Here is a 15,560-nt window from a genome sequence, read left to right as displayed (position 1 = left end):
CATCACTTAGGTCAGGATACTTGTCCTACCGATTGTTCCCGAAAAATCTGCTAAGGCTTGGAATTGCAGGCTTTGACTACTCGGCTGCCATCGTTTTTGTGGCACTTAGCCCTTCTAAAATCGCTTGGGCACAGTCGCGGCCATCCTTGATTGCCCAAACTACCAATGACGCGCCGCGCACGACGTCGCCTACCGCGTAAACACCGTCCATCGCGGTCTTGCCGGTGACGTATTCGGTCACAATCGTGCCCCAACGGGACACTGGCAAATCAGGTTCGCCCCACAAGGTTGGCAGGTCTTCGGGCTCAAAGCCCAGCGCCATAATCACGATGTCCGCGTCTTCGACATAATCCGCGCCCTCAATCACTTCGGGTGCTTGGCGGCCCGTTGCGTCCGGTGCGCCCAAGCGCATCTTCTGCACCATCACTCCCGTGACATTGCCACCTGTTTCAGCAAAGCCTTTCGGCGCACTCAACCATTCGAACACGACGCCTTCTTCTTCGGCGTTTTGTACTTCGCGCTGGCTGCCAGGCATGTTTGTGCGATCACGGCGGTACAAACATTTGACCGACGTCGCACCTTGGCGGATCGACGTGCGCACACAGTCCATCGCCGTGTCACCGCCGCCAATCACAACGACCCGTTTGCCCATCGCGTTCAGGGCACCGTCGTCAAATTCCGGCACAGCGTCGCCAAAGCTTTTGCGGTTGCTCGCCGTCAAGAAATCAAGCGCCTTTAGGACGCCATTCGCATTGGCGTTCGGGGCGGAAATTTTCCTTGATTTATAAACACCTGTGGCGATGATCACTGCATCGTGGCGGACGCGCAAATCAGCGAAACTGATGTCGGTACCAATGTCTACGTTTTGTTCGAATTTCACACCACCTTGGGCCAGCTGATCATTGCGTCGCATGACCACGTCTTTTTCCAGTTTGAACCCCGGGATACCGTAGGTCAGTAAACCACCAGCACGGTCATAGCGGTCATAAACTGTGACCTGAACGCCAGCACGGCGCAGCACGTCGGCCGCAGCCAAACCGCCCGGTCCAGCCCCGATGATGCCGACGCTTTCAGCGCGTTCGACCGTGGGGGAAATCGGCAATACCCAGCCTTTTTCCCATGCTGTGTCGGTGATGTATTTTTCAACTGACCCGATGGTTACGGTACCATGGCCCGAACTTTCGATGACGCAATTGCCCTCGCACAGACGGTCCTGTGGACAGATGCGGCCACAGACTTCGGGGAACGTATTGGTCGCTTGACTTACTTCATATGCCTCTTGTAGGCGCCCTTCGGCGGTCAAACGCAACCAATCGGGAATGTTGTTATGAAGCGGGCAATGGGTCTGACAATAAGGCACGCCGCATTGACTGCACCGGCTTGATTGCTCTTTGGCTTTGGCGTCCGCATATTCGGCGTAAATCTCGTTAAAGTCTTCCCGGCGCGTTTCCGCCTCACGCTTTTGCGGCATGTCGCGGTCAATCGTTACAAATTTAAGCATCGGTTGTTCAGCCATGACATTCTCCATCCGCAGATTCTGCGCGCATAATTCAGAAACCCGTCTTTAAATCACCCCGCGTCGCAATAAAAGGCAGCTTTACTGACCTATATACAATTATTTTTTGATGTCTTCTGATTTTATTGCTGATCTTTGTCAATTTTAAGTCCGATACGGAACCATATTGGAACTTTCTATTTATTATCATTCGCTTATACGATCAGGGCACACCAATCACAGCAGGACCCTTTTGTGACACTGTTCCATCTTTTTATTCTGGCTGTGATCCAAGGGCTAACTGAGTTCCTACCTGTCAGCTCTTCAGGGCATTTGATTTTGTTGCCTGCGCTGACAGGCGCACCGGATCAGGGGCTGGCGATCGATGTAGCCGTGCACGTCGGCACGTTATTCGCAGTGATCCTGTTCTTTTGGTCAGACGTGAAAATCGCGGCCACGGGAACGACCCGCTTGCTGCGCGGCAAGGTCGACACGGCGGGTGCATTTCTGGCACTTTGCCTGATCATCGCAACCATTCCAGTCATCATTGCCGGGCTGATCCTGAAGGCTAGCGGCCTCAACGAATTGCTGCGCTCAACCGCAGTGATCGGTTGGATGATGCTGATCTTTGGTCTGGTCCTGTACTGGGCGGATCGCACTGGCACCACTGACCGCAAAGCCACCGACTGGACACTGAAACACGCGCTGTGGATGGGGTGCGCCCAAGTTCTTGCCTTGATCCCCGGGACATCCCGATCCGGCATTACGATCACGGCAGCCCGACGTCTGGGCTATGGCCGAGAAGGTGGTGCAAAGTTGGCGATGTTAATGTCGATCCCGACCATTTTGGCCTCTGGCACATTGCTGGGATTGGACGTGATCGATCAGGCCAATTGGGCACTAGCGCGCGACGGCGCCATTGCCGCGGTGTTTGCGTTTCTCGCAGCCCTGATCGCACTTAGCCTGATGATGCGCTTGTTGCGCACCGTCAGCTTTACACCATACGTGATCTACCGCATGATTTTAGGCATCATCCTGATCGGATGGGCCTACGTTTAGGTCCGCAGGTTCTTAGCGCTTTCCTTGATTGCATCGTACTGACCGGACGGGCGAAAACGCCACAGATAGTCAGGCAGAACAGACGCCATCGTAACCGGTTCAATCCCAAGATCCGCTAGGGATTTAGCCCCTTCGGACACCACATTATCGTTGCGCAAATTACGCACCTGATCGCGGGTGACCATCGCGGGGATGATGCCCAAAGACAGTTTGCTCGCCAACTCCAGGGACCAGCCCATAATGCTTGCTGCAAAGAACGGGATGTTCAAAATCAAACGACGGCGGCGCACGATTTTCAACATGCGTTCCATTAGGTCACGAAAGCTTGCCACATCCGGCCCGCCCAATTCGTAAACGCCTGCATCGGCAGCACCGGTCAGCGCCAGCTCAGCAGCTTGCGCCACGTCATCGACGTAGACAGGCTGGAACATCGTGTCCGCGCCAACCACTGGCAGGATTGGGCCCATGCGCGTCATGCCGGCAAAGCGGTTAAAGAATTCATCCTCGGGACCGAACACAATCGACGGGCGCAGGATCGTCGCTTTCGGCATGTGCTCCAAAACGCCGGCCTCGCCTTCGGCTTTTGTGCGCGCATAATCGCTGGCCGCATCTGCGTCTGCACCGATCGCCGAGATGTGGACCATCGACCCGATACCTTGTTCGGCCGCGATACGCGCAACCCGTGTCGCCCCTTCGGATTGAACCGAGTCAAACGTATTCTTACCATTGCGCGCCAAGATCCCAACGCAGTTCACAACCGCATCCGCACCCTGCATCACAGCCGCTACAGACACGTCATCGCGAATGTTACACAGCACTGGTTCGACCTGACCAACAACGCCATAAGGCTTCACAAACAACGCCTCGTTCGGGCGACGGACCGCAACCCGTACACGCCATCCAGCCTTGGCCATCCGGCGCGCAATGTAGCGTCCGACAAAACCTGAACCGCCGTAGATAGTGACCAGCTTGGACATGACCCATGCTCCTGCAGAGAAAAGTTGCGCCTTCCATACTCCGTTCAGTGTTGCCGAACAATGTAAATGAGGTGAAAATTTTTGATTAGATCAGGCAGAGTATAGCAATTTCTGTCTGGTTTTATGTGCAATCGGGCGCCTCCACCTGTCTTTTGACCAATCTGGATTTCCGCTGTAGCCAACGCATTATCTCGCTTGACTCGCCCAAGTGCCAAACATAAACAGCGCTCATCACCTGTGCCCAGGTGGCGGAATGGTAGACGCGCTAGCTTCAGGTGCTAGTGTCCTTATGGACGTGGAGGTTCGAGTCCTCTTCTGGGCACCAATTTTTGCAAAAATATTCAAAAATTTCAATTATATACCCAATACTACCTGAATAGTATGCACCCGAACATCCACCTTCAGCATGTTGTGAATGGCTTCCCTGAAACGGACGTTGATAATCAATGCAGCATTTCGGGGTACCGATGACGGCTTTGCGGACAAAGCTGCTGTTCGCTGCAAACCCGTCAATGCCTGCTTTTAGCATTCGTTAGACACTTAAAGAGACGTAACCGTTAGTCTCGGTAAATCACTATTCAGAAATAATATTTATCCCAAAATTTTAGGTAGGGCGGATTAGGAGAGCCTCTTCCACAAAACCTAAGAACTCCTCAGAACCAATCATCTTATTTGCAAAACAATGCACGTTTGGGTCTGCCTGCGCCCGATCATGGTCGGATTTCATAAGAGATGTTGATAACATGACAATGATCTTTTGCCCGTTAGCGCCAATACCCCGTTCTTCAAATTCCTCCAAAAACTCGAACCCACCCATGCGGGGCATGTTGATGTCGAGAAAGATCAGTTCGGGCAGTGTTTCATTGTCAGAAATATGTTGTTCCAATATCTCCAACGCAGCTAAGCCATCCGTCGCTACCAATATCTCCTGGGCCCGCCCTGATTTATTGATAATCCTCTGATGCATCATGTTTGTCACTGTATCGTCGTCAATCAAAAGAACTTTCTTGATCTGTTCCATCACGCGTCTTCTTTCACATTTACGAGAGATCGCTTGGGGAAGGAAATCTGAAATTCAGTCCATTCACCAAGGACACTATCCACCTGTATGTCGCCTCCATAGCGCTCAAGTGTTTTGCGAATGGAATAAAGTGCAATGCCGCTACCGGGTGGTTCGACGTGAGCACGTTTGAACAATCCGAACACTTTCTCTTCGTCCGTTGGCAGATTCAATCCAGTGCCATTATCACGTACGATCAGGAGGATATGATCATCACCCATCTGAGTACGCAGATGAACCTGTGGTGTCCGGTCAGGGTGTGCATACTTCAAGGCATTTCCTATGAGGTTATCAAAAATACTTGCACTCTCGAATGCTAGGTATTCGACAGATTGTCCCGCATCGAAATCAACAGAAATGACAGCCGTCGAAGCCTTAATTTCATGTTCAAGAACGCGACAAGATGTCTCCGCTACAGTCCGCAAATTAACAGGTTCAAGCTGTTTTAACTCTGCAGAACGCGCATGTGCAACTTGGACCATGCCTGCAACCTTACCATTTGCCTGAGCGCAGCTTACCCCCATCCAACCAACCACATCACACTGCTCTTTGTTCAAGCCGCTGGTGTCTTCTGCTAGAATTTGCGTGAGATGGGTCAGATTGGTAATCGGGACTTTCAGGTCATGCGTCGCGATGTAGGTTAGCTGTTCAAGTTCGTCGTTGATGCATAACAATTCCGATGTTCGATCTTGCACTTTCGTCTCTAGGGTCGCGTTCAAAGCGGCTAATTGGCTTGTCCGCTCTGCAATGCGCATTTCTAGGGTCATGTTTATAGCAGCAAGTTCAAGGTTTTGACTTACCTGTTCGGTGGCATCACTCGCTACACCGATGTGACGCAACACAGATCCATCCGCGGCGCGCTCAAACACAGTATCAATTGTACTAAACCACAGCACAGAACCGTCAACTGCGTAAATACGGTACCGAAAATTTGCGACCTCCCCATCTGCTAAGCTTTGCAAACTAGCAAAATATGCCACAAGCCCTTCCAGATCATCTGGATGAATGACGGTCTGCAGAAGCGCATCACCCATCTTGATGATCTCATCCGACGAGTACCCAAGGAGCGTTGCAATGGAGCGGTTCGAATATTCATTCGCCATCGTTTTTTGATTAAAGACATAGACAATGCCTGGGACCAGAGACACTACCTTTTCAAAGAATGAAACAGTATCAAACGTGTTCGCGGTTGGATCAATGACAGTGTTGGTTGCAGTAGTGCTCATTTTGTCATGACCTATTTTTCCCATTCTTGATCTTAGCCGATACACCTCTAAGAATTGATGAACTCAAAAGTGAAGTTTGAACTTACATAACTTACATCAAGATACGCACGACTTTGCATTGCCGGCCTAATCAAGAAAGACGAGATGAGCGCCTGACGATCCTCGACAAATTCCCGCAGATGAAGTCTTGAAATGTGACGAGCAGACCTGTGTGATCAGGGCAGCATTCGACAGTTTAGGCGGCGGCCTCAACACTTTACTCTTTGTGAAGAGATGGAGTGTTGGCAGCGCGGAGAGGTTTCACGGGGCTGGGTATGAAGCAATCCCTTCGTATGATCGCGCGCCAATTGGGTCGCGCACCCTCGACGATCAACCGCGAGGTCCGGCGCAAAGGCGGCGTTGCGGATTATCGTGCGACGGCATCAGATCAGGCGGCATGAAACCGTGCTCTGCGCCCGAAGATATGCAAGCTGGCTTGCCACCCTGTATTGCCCCACGCAGTCTCAGCAAAACTACGGCATAAGTGGTCTCCCGAGCAGATTGCGGAGTGTGTCGCGTCCATCAGCTGAGATCGCCTGATGGATGCGGCCATCGGAGCATAAATTTGCACTTCACAATATTCGCAACCGCAGCGAATATCCGTGCAGCACCCAAACTACCAAAACTCTTTAAAGCCACGAATGGCTGCTATATATAGGAAAAGTTAGCGCTATCTCTATCGCTGGCATCTCGTCGAATTGATAATTATTCAGATCGTCATATGTGCTCAGGGCATATTTAGGCGCAACATCACTGGGGCCATTTTGCTATGTCCGTTGTTCATCAGGGTTCTAAAAAACAAGCTCTTGACCAGTTGCCTCGTACACCACAGAGACAGCCCAAATCGACCGCACACAGGCTTATCGCTATCGGCCTAGAATTCGTCATGCTGGCAGTATTGATAGCACTCGTACCTGTGATCATTTATGTAGATGTCACAATCCTTTCTGACAGTGTGTCTGAAGAATCGTTGACCGAATTCTTGCATAATGCGCTGTTATTCGTGTCTATAGCTTTCATCGTGACAGGTGCATTCAAATTCCCCCCAGCACGAGGGTATCTGTTGTTCGTCGCAACGTTTTTTTCATTCCTGTTAATCCGCGAAAGTGACGCTCTGTTTGATCACATCTGGCAGGGTTTCTGGAAAATTCCGGGAACTGGTGTGCTGATCGTAGGAACCGTGTTGGTGTATCGAAATCGCGCAACGCTGACCGAACCCTTGTTGCGGCATTTCGAAACGCGCCCAGCTACTTTTATTTACATCGGAGTACTTCTACTCCTGTTTTTCACGCGTCTTTTTGGAAACGGGTCACTATGGGAAGCGGTGATGGGTTCAAGCTACAATTCTTCGTACAAGGCAGCCATCCAAGAAGGTTTGGAACTCATGTCCTACACGCTGATAGCGTACGGTTCCTTAATTTCCTACGTCGGGCGTTTCGGACTGAGCCATTCACAAAAGTCGCGCATAGATGCAAGCCATGATGTCTAGCCAAGTGTCCCTCAAGTGAGACCGTCTAAGCTAGCGTTATTCGTTATTTTTAAGAAACACCAAACCGACAGTTTTTGGCCCTCTTAAACTGGCTCCGCGTTCCACAGCCGACATTCTGTGTTCGAAGAACTGCACGATCAGTGACATATCGTTGACTATTAGCTGTTTAAAATCGATGACTACGCGGGTAGCTGAATACCCCTATCCGGGCACCATGTTTTCCAGTTTCACAATTGCCGACGCAGGTCTGAAAAACGGTTGATGTAGCTACTGCGGTAGCACCCGAACAATTGCGGTTTCCAGTTTGGTCACGATCTCGTCGATATGACTGTCTTGTAGGATGAACGGCGGTGCCAACAGGATGTGATCACCGTTTTGGCCATCCACGGTTCCACCCATCGGATAGCAGGCAAGTCCAACCTCGAACGTTGCCTTTTTAAGCGCCTTGTGAATGGCCCGCGATGGGTCAAACGGGCGTTTGGTGTCACGATCCTCAACAATTTCGATGCCACAGAACAGACCCCGCCCACGAATATCGCCGATGTTCGGGTGCTGGCCAAACGCCTGCTGCAATGCGTCTTGCAGTTTCTCGCCCATGAGTGCGGATTGCGCAACTAGCCCACCATCTGTGAGTTTGCTCAAGACAGCCAATGCTGCAGCACAGGCAGTCGGGTGGCCAACGTAGGTATGACCATGCTGGAAAAACCCGCTGCCGGTTTCTATCGCGTCATAAATTTTGCCCGAACACAGCATCGCACCGATAGGTTGATACCCCGCACCCAGCCCTTTGGCGATGGCAACGATGTCCGGATTGATGCCGTCATGTTCGCTGGCAAATAACGTACCGACACGGCCCATGCCGCACATGACCTCGTCTAGAATCAGCAGAACACCGTATTGATTACAAATCTCGCGCACGCGTTTAAAGTAACCCTCGACAGCCGGAACAGCACCAGCTGTTGCACCGACAACAGGCTCTGCGACAAAGGCAATCACGGCGTCCTCGCCGAGGCGCAGAATTTCGGTTTCAAGCTCGTTTGCGACGCGTAATCCGTAGTCTGCTGTTGTTTCTTCGGCCCGTTTTCCACGGTATTCAAAACACGGCGAAATATGTGTCGTATCGACCATCAAAGGCGCGAACGGGGCGCGACGCCATTCGTTGCCGCCCGTTGCCAAGGCCCCCAATGTGTTGCCGTGATAGCTTTGCCGGCGGGCAATCACATGGCGGCGTTGCGGTTGGTCAATTTCCACAAAATACTGGCGCGCAAGTTTCAACGCCGCTTCCATCGCCTCAGACCCACCGGACACCAAATAAACCCGGTCGATGCCATCGGGTGCGTGGGAAATCAGCTTATCCGACAATTGCTCGGCGGGGTCAGACGTAAAGAAACTGGTGTGCGCATAGGCAATTTCATCAAGCTGCGCCTTGATCGCATTGATCACATCCGCGTCCCCATGCCCAAGGCAGGACACCGCCGCACCACCCGATCCATCAAGGTATTGTTTGCCTGCTTGATCGTACAAATAGACACCCTCACCGCGTGCAATTCTGGGAAGCGCAGATTTCGTATGTCTTGGAAAAACATGTGACATGGCGTTGATCCCTAAATTGATGCGGCACCGTCACTGAACCACGATGCGCCGACGTTTGACAAGATCATGTTCGCCGTCACGAACGCCCACTGCACCGTTCATCAATACGATCATGCCGCCATCATTTCTTTTTGTGTTATTGCTCGACTCTTGGGTTTTCCCCGATCATGATCAGGAAAACTGATGGCAACGCCGAGCCAGTTTCGCGCGCCTGCCAGCAGTCAAAAAATTGCGCACCTGTCGCCCCGATAATGCTTGGGACGACGCATAGCATCTACGAACATCAACTAAAGGGAGACTTCTGATGTCCAACCAATTGAAATTGTCATTCGCAGCAATGGCTGTCGGGGCCATGATGGCACCAGCGGCATTCGCCGAAGAATTCATCACGATCGGCACAGGCGGCGTCACGGGCGTTTACTACCCTACAGGCGGCGCGATCTGTCGTTTGGTCAACAAAGGCCGCAAAGAACACGGCATTCGGTGTTCGGTCGAATCCACAGGTGGGTCTGTCTACAACATCAACACCATCCGCGAAGGCGAGTTGGAATTTGGTGTGGCCCAATCCGATTGGCAGTACCACGCGTACAACGGCACATCCAAATTTGAGGACGCCGGTGCATTTGAAGGCCTGCGCGCTGTATTCTCGGTCCACCCTGAACCGTTCACTGTTGTGGCCCGCGCAGACGCAGGCATTTCCACGTTTGACGACCTTAAGGGCAAGCGCGTCAACATCGGCAACCCCGGTTCCGGCCAACGCGGCACAATGGAAGTTCTGCTAGAGGCCAAAGGCTGGACAACAGGCGATTTCGCTTTGGCAACTGAGCTGAAGGCAGCAGAACAGTCCGCCGCCCTGTGCGACAACCAAATCGATGCGATGGTGTACACAGTCGGCCACCCTTCCGGTTCGATCCAAGAGGCAACAACAGCCTGTGATTCCGTTTTGGTTACCGTCAGCGGTGCCGAAGTTGACGGCCTGATCAGCGACAACGCGTTCTACCGCACAGCCAATATTCCGGGCGGCATGTACCGCGGCAATGACGCAGACACAGCAACATTCGGCGTTGGTGCAACATTCGTCACGTCGTCAGATGTGTCCGAAGAAGCCGTCTACATCGTTGTGAAATCCGTGATGGAAAACATCGAAGATTTCCGCAAGCTGCACCCTGCATTCGCCAACCTTGACCCCAAGGAAATGGCGACAGCTGGTCTGTCGGCACCTCTGCACGCCGGTGCAATGAAATACTACAAAGAAGCCGGCTTGATCGACTAAGCTATGACAATCGGAGGGGCACGCGCTGCCCCTCCACCACGATTTTACCACGACCCAGAATTATAAATGCAGTCAAAACTGCACCTCAGGGGGACATCAGACATGGCCGAAAAATCATCCGAAAACCGGGCACTTAGCGAAGCAGAACTACAAGATCTTGTAGCCTCTTCCGATGCAGGGGCGCGTGATCCTGCAGGTGCCGTTGGCACATTATTGGCCGTTGTGGCCGTCGTCTGGTCGCTGTTTCAGGTGCTGCTTGCCTCGCCGCTTGCCAACTATGTGTTCCCCGGCGATGTGATCAACAACTCGCGCCAGATCCATTTGGCATTTGCTGTATTCCTCGCCTTCATGGCGTACCCGGCGTTCAAATCCAGCCCACGCGCCTACATTCCGATGGTGGACTGGCTGCTGGGTTTGGTCGGTGCATTCATCGCCATGTACGGGTTTTTCTTTTACCAAAAAATCGTTGATGCGGGCGGCCTTGCCGACAACATGGACAAATGGTTCGCCCTTGCTGGTCTGCTGATTTTGTTCGAAGGGGCCCGCCGCGCGCTGGGGCCTGCCATGGCGATCATCGCAACAATTTTCCTAGGCTACGTCTTCTTCGGTTCCTCAGAGATCATCCCTGACGTCATCCGCTGGAAAGGTGCATCGCTGAAAAAAGCGATGAGCCACATGTGGATCACATCAGAAGGCGTGTTCGGCATCGCGTTGGGCGTTTCGACCAAATTCGTGTTCCTTTTCGTCCTGTTCGGCGCGCTGCTGGATAAGGCAGGCGCGGGCAATTATTTCATCAAAATGGCGTTCGGCGCATTGGGTCACCTCAAGGGTGGTCCGGCCAAAGCCGCCGTGGTTGGTTCTGCCGCGACTGGCCTGATCTCGGGCTCGTCCATCGCTAACGTCGTGACCACGGGGACGTTCACCATCCCGCTGATGAAACGCGTCGGGTTCAGTTCTGAAAAGGCGGGCGCGGTCGAGGTTGCGTCCTCTGTCAATGGCCAGATCATGCCACCTGTTATGGGTGCTGCGGCGTTCTTGATGGTGGAATATGTCGGCATTTCTTACGTCGAGGTCATCACCCACGCTTTCTTGCCCGCCACCATTTCCTACATCGCGCTGGTCTACATTGTTCACCTCGAGGCTGTGAAAAACAACATGCCAACGCTGGGCAACCGCGTGGTGTCGATGGGCAAAACCATTGGTGGCATGATGGCATTCTTTGTCGGTTTCGCAGCCCTTTGTTACGGCGTGCAATACCCCGTTGGTTGGGTTGCGGCGGCGGCAGGTGACGCCTCAGCAGTTGTGATGTCCGTCCTGATCTTTGTGGCCTACGCCGGCCTGTTGTATCTCGCCTCTAGCGTCCCTGATTTGGAGCCTGACGATCCCAACGCAGAAGAAATCGAACTGCCTGTCGTTGGTGAAATCTACAAATCCGGTTTGTATTTCCTGCTGCCCATTATCGTCTTGGTTTACTTCTTGATGATCGAACAGAAATCACCGGGCTTGTCCGCCTTCTGGGCCACGATGCTGCTGTTCGTGATCTTGCTGACACAACGTCCGCTCAAGGCGATCTTTCGTGGTCAAAACGACATGGCCAATGCGTTTAGCCAAGGTCTTGGCGACTTGATCCAAGGCCTGATCGACGGCGCGCGCAACATGATCGGCATCGGCCTCGCAACGGCCACGGCTGGCGTGATTGTCGGCACCGTGACCCTAACAGGTGTGGGCCAAGTCATGGCCGATCTGGTTGAATTCCTGTCCGGCGGCAATCTGATTTTGATGCTGGTGATGGTCGGGCTGTTGTCCCTGATCCTTGGGATGGGGCTACCGACCACCGCGAACTACATCGTTGTGTCGTCTTTGATGGCTGGTGTTGTTGTCGAACTTGGTGCGCAATCGGGGCTGATCGTACCACTGATCGCGGTGCACCTGTTCGTGTTCTACTTTGGCATCATGGCTGACGTGACCCCGCCTGTCGGGCTTGCCAGCTTTGCCGCTGCTGCCGTGTCTGGTGGCGATGCGATCAAAACCGGTTTCGTCGCATTCTTCTACAGCTTGCGCACCGTGGCGCTGCCGTTTGTGTTCATCTTTAACACCGACCTGCTGTTGATAAACGTCAGTTGGGTCCAAGGGATACTTGTGTTCATAACCGCCTCGATCGCGATCCTGGTATTCACCGCAGGAACCATGGGTTGGTTCCTGACCAAAAGCCGCATCTACGAAAGCGTCGCTTTGGTCTTGGTCGCATTCGCACTGTTCCGGCCCGACTTTGTGATGGACCGCATCCAACCACCGTTCGAACAGGTTGAACCCGCGGCATTCGCCACAGCACTTGGCAATGCATCGGAGGGCGATGAGATACGATTGATCATCTCTGGCCCCGATTTCGACACTGGCGACACCAAAGAAACCACGCTGCTGTTGCCAGTTGGGGCCGGATCAGCAGACGAACGCATGACAGCGTCCGGCCTGTTGTTGCTTGACCAAGATGGGGTCACAAAAATGGACGAACCATCCTTTGGATCACCTTTCTCGGACAGCCTCAGCAGCTTTGATTTCTACGGCGATGATCCAGTGCAAATCGCATCAGTCCAAGCGCCAGCAAATCAGATGCCAAAAGAACTGGTGTTCATCCCCGCGTTGATCTTTTTGATGTTCATCGCATTCCTGCAACGCGCCCGCATGTCCCGGACAGGAGTTCCAGCATGACCAATTCTGTTTTATGTGCCGTCGACGTCAGCAACGGTGACGACGATATCAAAGCCATCCGAAAAGCCGCGCAACTGGCCGCTTTGGACAACGCGCAGCTCGATGTGATCGCTGTTGTTCCCGATTTTGGAATGAGCCAAGTCAGCTCATTCTTTAGCAAAGACCACCACGAAAAAATGGTGACCGAAGCAAAGGAACACCTCAACGCGCTGGTGACCAAGGCCTTGGACGCCGATCAAAACGCCAAAGTGCGCCATGTCATCGCCACGGGCCGCGCCTACGAAGAAGTGTTGAACCTTGCCAAAAAAACCGGCGCATCCTTGATCGTTGTCGGGGCGCATAAGGCGGACATTTCAGACTATCTGCTAGGCCCCAACGCTGCCCGCGTCGTGCGCCACGCAACCTGTTCGGTGCACGTCGTTCGCTAGACGCTCGCCATTATTCCACGCAGCTCAGCCAGCCCGCGCATCCGCCCAATCAACGGATAGCCGGGTGTGCTGTGCCCGCCAAGATCGCTCAGCAATTCCTGTCCGTGATCAGGGCGCATCGGGATTTGCCAATCACTACGTCCCTCGATTTCACGGCGCTTTTGTTCGGCCATCAGAGCACGGACCGTACCAACCATATCGGCGTCCCCCTCCAGGTGCGGAGCTTCGAAAAAATTCGGGCGCTCGCGGTCGAGACTGAGAGTGCGCATCGTGTTGCGCAAATGCGCAAAATGAATCCGCGGTCCATGGGTTCGCACAAATTCCGGACCATCGAAACTGGACACAACACCTAGCGATCCTGTGCACAATGTCGCCCCGTTGGCCGGAACATCCACTGCATTCAAAACTGCGCCGTAATCCTGCGTGCTGGACATGACTCGCGGCAGGCCAAGCAAGGAAAACGGTGGATCATCAGGGTGACAACACAACCGCATTCCAAGGCTTTGCGCGACAGGTGCCACCTCGGTCAAAAAGTCGATCAGATGCGCGCGCAGACGGTCAGGTGTGATCCCATCGTAGGTGTCCAAAAGGGCGCGCACGTCGTCCACGCTCCATTGATCATTGGAGCCGGGCAAACCAGCCGTGATGTTGTGTTGAAGGGTCGTCTTTTCAGTGTCTGACATGGCAGAAAACACGCGATTTGCTTCGTCTGTCACCTCTTGCGGATAGTCCGACGGTGCGTTGCCGCGGCGCAAAATATGCAGGTCAAACACCGCAAAATCCACCAGATCAAACAGCATCGCCGCACCACCATGCGGTTGCGGTGCGCGCAGTGACGTCCGTGTCCAGTCAAGGATCGGCATAAAGTTGTAACAAACGGTTTCTATCCCTCGTGCGGCCAAAGCATGCAGGCTGGAAATATAGGACGCGATGTGCGCGGATGCCTCGGGCGCTTGCGTCTTGATTGCTTCTGAAACCGGCAAGCTTTCGACCACATCCCAGTTGTATCCCGCGTTCGCCAGTACGGCTTGACGGGCAGCAATATCGCTTTCTGTCCACGGCTGACCGGGCGGCAATTGATGCAACGCGGTGACAATTCCTTGCACCCCGATTTGGTGTAAATCAGCCAAAGCAATCGGGTCATCAGGCCCGAACCAACGCCAACATTGTTTCATGGTAGCCATCCTTCAAAAAGCGGGTGATCGGGGGGAATGGGCAGCTTAACACGGCCGCCACCGCGTGCAGAATGATAGATCGCGGTGACCAGTTCAACTGACCGCGTGCCATCTGCAAAATGGATCGTATCGCTGGGCAGGCCCGCAATCGCTTTTGCCATTTCAGCAAAGAAACCAACGCAGCCGATTGGTTGGTCGGGAACCTCTGCTAACGCCGTATCGATCGCCACCTGATCGCTAGGATCACGCGCGAAATCTTCGATCACCGATTGGTGCCACGCATGAGTAAACGCCATTGGGTCCGCGCCGCCACCGGTGCTGGCGTTCGCGCCAAGTTCTTCGGTCCGACCATCAAGATGGTGCAACGTCAAAACGCCAAAAGCCAAATGTGCTGCCGCCTTGCTGCCTTGGATCACGATGCTTTCTGCCTGTCCGGGAAACGCCGCGGTGCTGGCCATCAACGAACCGCACACGCCGTTTTCGAATTCGAACAATGCGCCTGCCCAATCCTCGGCTTCTAGATGATGCAAAGGCGTGGTGCGCATGAGCGCTTGTATCGTCGCAATCGGCCCAACCAACCACATCGCCAAATCCAGAGTATGGATCGCTTGGCTGATCATCACACCACCGCCGTCACGCCCAAAACTGCCACGCCCGGGCGCGTCATAATAGCTTTGATTCCGCCACCACGGAATACGCAATTCCACCGTCGCAAGGTCACCCAAGACACCCGCATCAATTGCTTGTTTCAAGGCAATCGAGGCCGCACGAGCGCGAACGATTTCAATCCGCGCATTTGGGGGCGTTGCAACAATTGCAAAGTCGATGGACGTATCCTGCGCAATATCTTTGGTTGCATCAGCCACGCGTGTGCCAGTTTTATCCGCAAACGCCCGCGTTCGCCCGGCATCCCGCCCCAAAACACACGACAGGTTCAGGTTTTGCGCGGACGCGCGGATCGCTGCGACGTGGGTGTCTGCAACCATGCCCAAACCGATCAATGCGATGTTCATACAGGCCCCTTTTCCTGACTTGAT

13 protein-coding genes and 1 tRNA gene are annotated in these 15,560 nt (G+C 53.5%); 7 read left to right on the top strand and 7 right to left on the bottom strand.

All coding sequences use genetic code 11. The features are described 5' to 3' along the window. Positions 1–76 precede the first annotated feature (76 nt). Positions 77–1,516, bottom strand: a complete 1,440-nt coding sequence (locus ACFIO0_RS18055) for an FAD-dependent oxidoreductase (RefSeq protein ID WP_390911787.1) — start codon at positions 1,514–1,516, stop codon at positions 77–79. Positions 1,517–1,750: 234 nt separating this feature from the next. Between ACFIO0_RS18055 and ACFIO0_RS18050 the strand changes: the two genes are divergently transcribed. Further along, the gene (locus ACFIO0_RS18050; protein ID WP_390911786.1) at positions 1,751–2,554 is read left to right on the top strand and encodes an undecaprenyl-diphosphate phosphatase; all 804 of its coding nucleotides are present in this window, start codon (positions 1,751–1,753) and stop codon (positions 2,552–2,554) included. Here the strand turns inward: ACFIO0_RS18050 and ACFIO0_RS18045 are convergent. After that, entirely contained in the window at positions 2,551–3,531 is a 981-nt protein-coding gene (locus tag ACFIO0_RS18045) for an NAD-dependent epimerase/dehydratase family protein (RefSeq protein ID WP_390911785.1), read from the bottom strand. The two genes, ACFIO0_RS18050 and ACFIO0_RS18045, sit on opposite strands and share 4 nt — an antisense overlap. A 239-nt stretch (positions 3,532–3,770) precedes the next feature. On the opposite strand from ACFIO0_RS18045, the gene ACFIO0_RS18040 reads away from it, so the two are divergent. Beyond that, positions 3,771–3,856 (top strand) — tRNA-Leu (locus ACFIO0_RS18040). 279 nt (positions 3,857–4,135) lie between these two features. Here the strand turns inward: ACFIO0_RS18040 and ACFIO0_RS18035 are convergent. Beyond that, on the bottom strand, positions 4,136–4,552 hold the full coding sequence (locus ACFIO0_RS18035) for a response regulator (RefSeq protein WP_390911784.1): 417 nt from the start codon (positions 4,550–4,552) through the stop codon (positions 4,136–4,138). Next, on the bottom strand, positions 4,552–5,817 hold the full coding sequence (locus ACFIO0_RS18030; protein ID WP_390911783.1) for an ATP-binding protein: 1,266 nt from the start codon (positions 5,815–5,817) through the stop codon (positions 4,552–4,554). The genes ACFIO0_RS18035 and ACFIO0_RS18030 overlap by 1 nt, the downstream gene beginning before the upstream one ends. A 314-nt stretch (positions 5,818–6,131) precedes the next feature. On the opposite strand from ACFIO0_RS18030, the gene ACFIO0_RS18025 reads away from it, so the two are divergent. Next, positions 6,132–6,257: a helix-turn-helix domain-containing protein gene (locus tag ACFIO0_RS18025; RefSeq protein WP_390911782.1), complete on the top strand. Its 126-nt coding sequence runs from the start codon at positions 6,132–6,134 to the stop codon at positions 6,255–6,257. Positions 6,258–6,625: 368 nt separating this feature from the next. Then, entirely contained in the window at positions 6,626–7,345 is a 720-nt protein-coding gene (locus ACFIO0_RS18020) for a hypothetical protein (protein ID WP_390911781.1), read from the top strand. Positions 7,346–7,612: 267 nt separating this feature from the next. Here the strand turns inward: ACFIO0_RS18020 and ACFIO0_RS18015 are convergent, their stop codons facing one another. Continuing rightward, the gene (locus ACFIO0_RS18015; protein WP_390911780.1) at positions 7,613–8,938 is read right to left on the bottom strand and encodes an aspartate aminotransferase family protein; all 1,326 of its coding nucleotides are present in this window, start codon (positions 8,936–8,938) and stop codon (positions 7,613–7,615) included. A 304-nt stretch (positions 8,939–9,242) separates the two neighbouring features. Here ACFIO0_RS18015 and ACFIO0_RS18010 point away from each other — a divergent pair, with 304 nt between their 5' ends. The 3 genes from ACFIO0_RS18010 to ACFIO0_RS18000 all read left to right on the top strand — a co-directional run bounded on the left by ACFIO0_RS18010 (position 9,243) and on the right by ACFIO0_RS18000 (position 13,348). Then, a complete protein-coding gene (locus ACFIO0_RS18010; RefSeq protein ID WP_390911779.1) occupies positions 9,243–10,211 on the top strand; it encodes a TAXI family TRAP transporter solute-binding subunit in 969 nt (322 codons plus the stop codon). 102 nt (positions 10,212–10,313) lie between these two features. Beyond that, on the top strand, positions 10,314–12,920 hold the full coding sequence (locus ACFIO0_RS18005) for a TRAP transporter fused permease subunit (RefSeq protein ID WP_390911778.1): 2,607 nt from the start codon (positions 10,314–10,316) through the stop codon (positions 12,918–12,920). Beyond that, positions 12,917–13,348, top strand: coding sequence for a universal stress protein (locus ACFIO0_RS18000; protein ID WP_390911777.1), 432 nt, complete (start codon positions 12,917–12,919; stop codon positions 13,346–13,348). The genes ACFIO0_RS18005 and ACFIO0_RS18000 overlap by 4 nt, the downstream gene beginning before the upstream one ends. Here the strand turns inward: ACFIO0_RS18000 and uxuA are convergent. Together uxuA and ACFIO0_RS17990 are read right to left on the bottom strand one after the other, a co-directional pair. After that, positions 13,345–14,523: a mannonate dehydratase gene (gene uxuA, locus ACFIO0_RS17995; protein WP_390911776.1), complete on the bottom strand. Its 1,179-nt coding sequence runs from the start codon at positions 14,521–14,523 to the stop codon at positions 13,345–13,347. The genes ACFIO0_RS18000 and uxuA overlap by 4 nt on opposite strands. Next, positions 14,520–15,536 carry a Gfo/Idh/MocA family oxidoreductase gene (locus ACFIO0_RS17990; protein ID WP_390911775.1) on the bottom strand — a complete coding sequence of 339 codons (1,017 nt, stop codon included), beginning with the start codon at positions 15,534–15,536 and terminating at the stop codon, positions 14,520–14,522. The genes uxuA and ACFIO0_RS17990 overlap by 4 nt, the downstream gene beginning before the upstream one ends. Between the last annotated feature and the right edge of the window lie 24 nt (positions 15,537–15,560).

Origin of the sequence: Pseudosulfitobacter sp. SM2401 (assembly GCF_042932805.1) — a bacterium.
Lineage (GTDB): Bacteria > Pseudomonadota > Alphaproteobacteria > Rhodobacterales > Rhodobacteraceae > Ascidiaceihabitans.
This window is presented reverse-complemented; position numbering and strand designations above follow the sequence as displayed.

Coding starts and splice junctions, on each gene's coding strand:
- ACFIO0_RS18055 (WP_390911787.1), bottom strand. CDS start 1,516: ATGGCTGAACAACCGATGCTTAAATTTGTAACGATTGACCGCGACATG.
- ACFIO0_RS18045 (WP_390911785.1), bottom strand. CDS start 3,531: ATGTCCAAGCTGGTCACTATCTACGGCGGTTCAGGTTTTGTCGGACGC.
- ACFIO0_RS18035 (WP_390911784.1), bottom strand. CDS start 4,552: ATGGAACAGATCAAGAAAGTTCTTTTGATTGACGACGATACAGTGACA.
- ACFIO0_RS18030 (WP_390911783.1), bottom strand. CDS start 5,817: ATGAGCACTACTGCAACCAACACTGTCATTGATCCAACCGCGAACACG.
- ACFIO0_RS18025 (WP_390911782.1), top strand. CDS start 6,132: ATGAAGCAATCCCTTCGTATGATCGCGCGCCAATTGGGTCGCGCACCC.
- ACFIO0_RS18020 (WP_390911781.1), top strand. CDS start 6,626: ATGTCCGTTGTTCATCAGGGTTCTAAAAAACAAGCTCTTGACCAGTTG.
- ACFIO0_RS18015 (WP_390911780.1), bottom strand. CDS start 8,938: ATGTCACATGTTTTTCCAAGACATACGAAATCTGCGCTTCCCAGAATT.
- ACFIO0_RS18010 (WP_390911779.1), top strand. CDS start 9,243: ATGTCCAACCAATTGAAATTGTCATTCGCAGCAATGGCTGTCGGGGCC.
- ACFIO0_RS18005 (WP_390911778.1), top strand. CDS start 10,314: ATGGCCGAAAAATCATCCGAAAACCGGGCACTTAGCGAAGCAGAACTA.
- ACFIO0_RS18000 (WP_390911777.1), top strand. CDS start 12,917: ATGACCAATTCTGTTTTATGTGCCGTCGACGTCAGCAACGGTGACGAC.
- uxuA (WP_390911776.1), bottom strand. CDS start 14,523: ATGAAACAATGTTGGCGTTGGTTCGGGCCTGATGACCCGATTGCTTTG.
- ACFIO0_RS17990 (WP_390911775.1), bottom strand. CDS start 15,536: ATGAACATCGCATTGATCGGTTTGGGCATGGTTGCAGACACCCACGTC.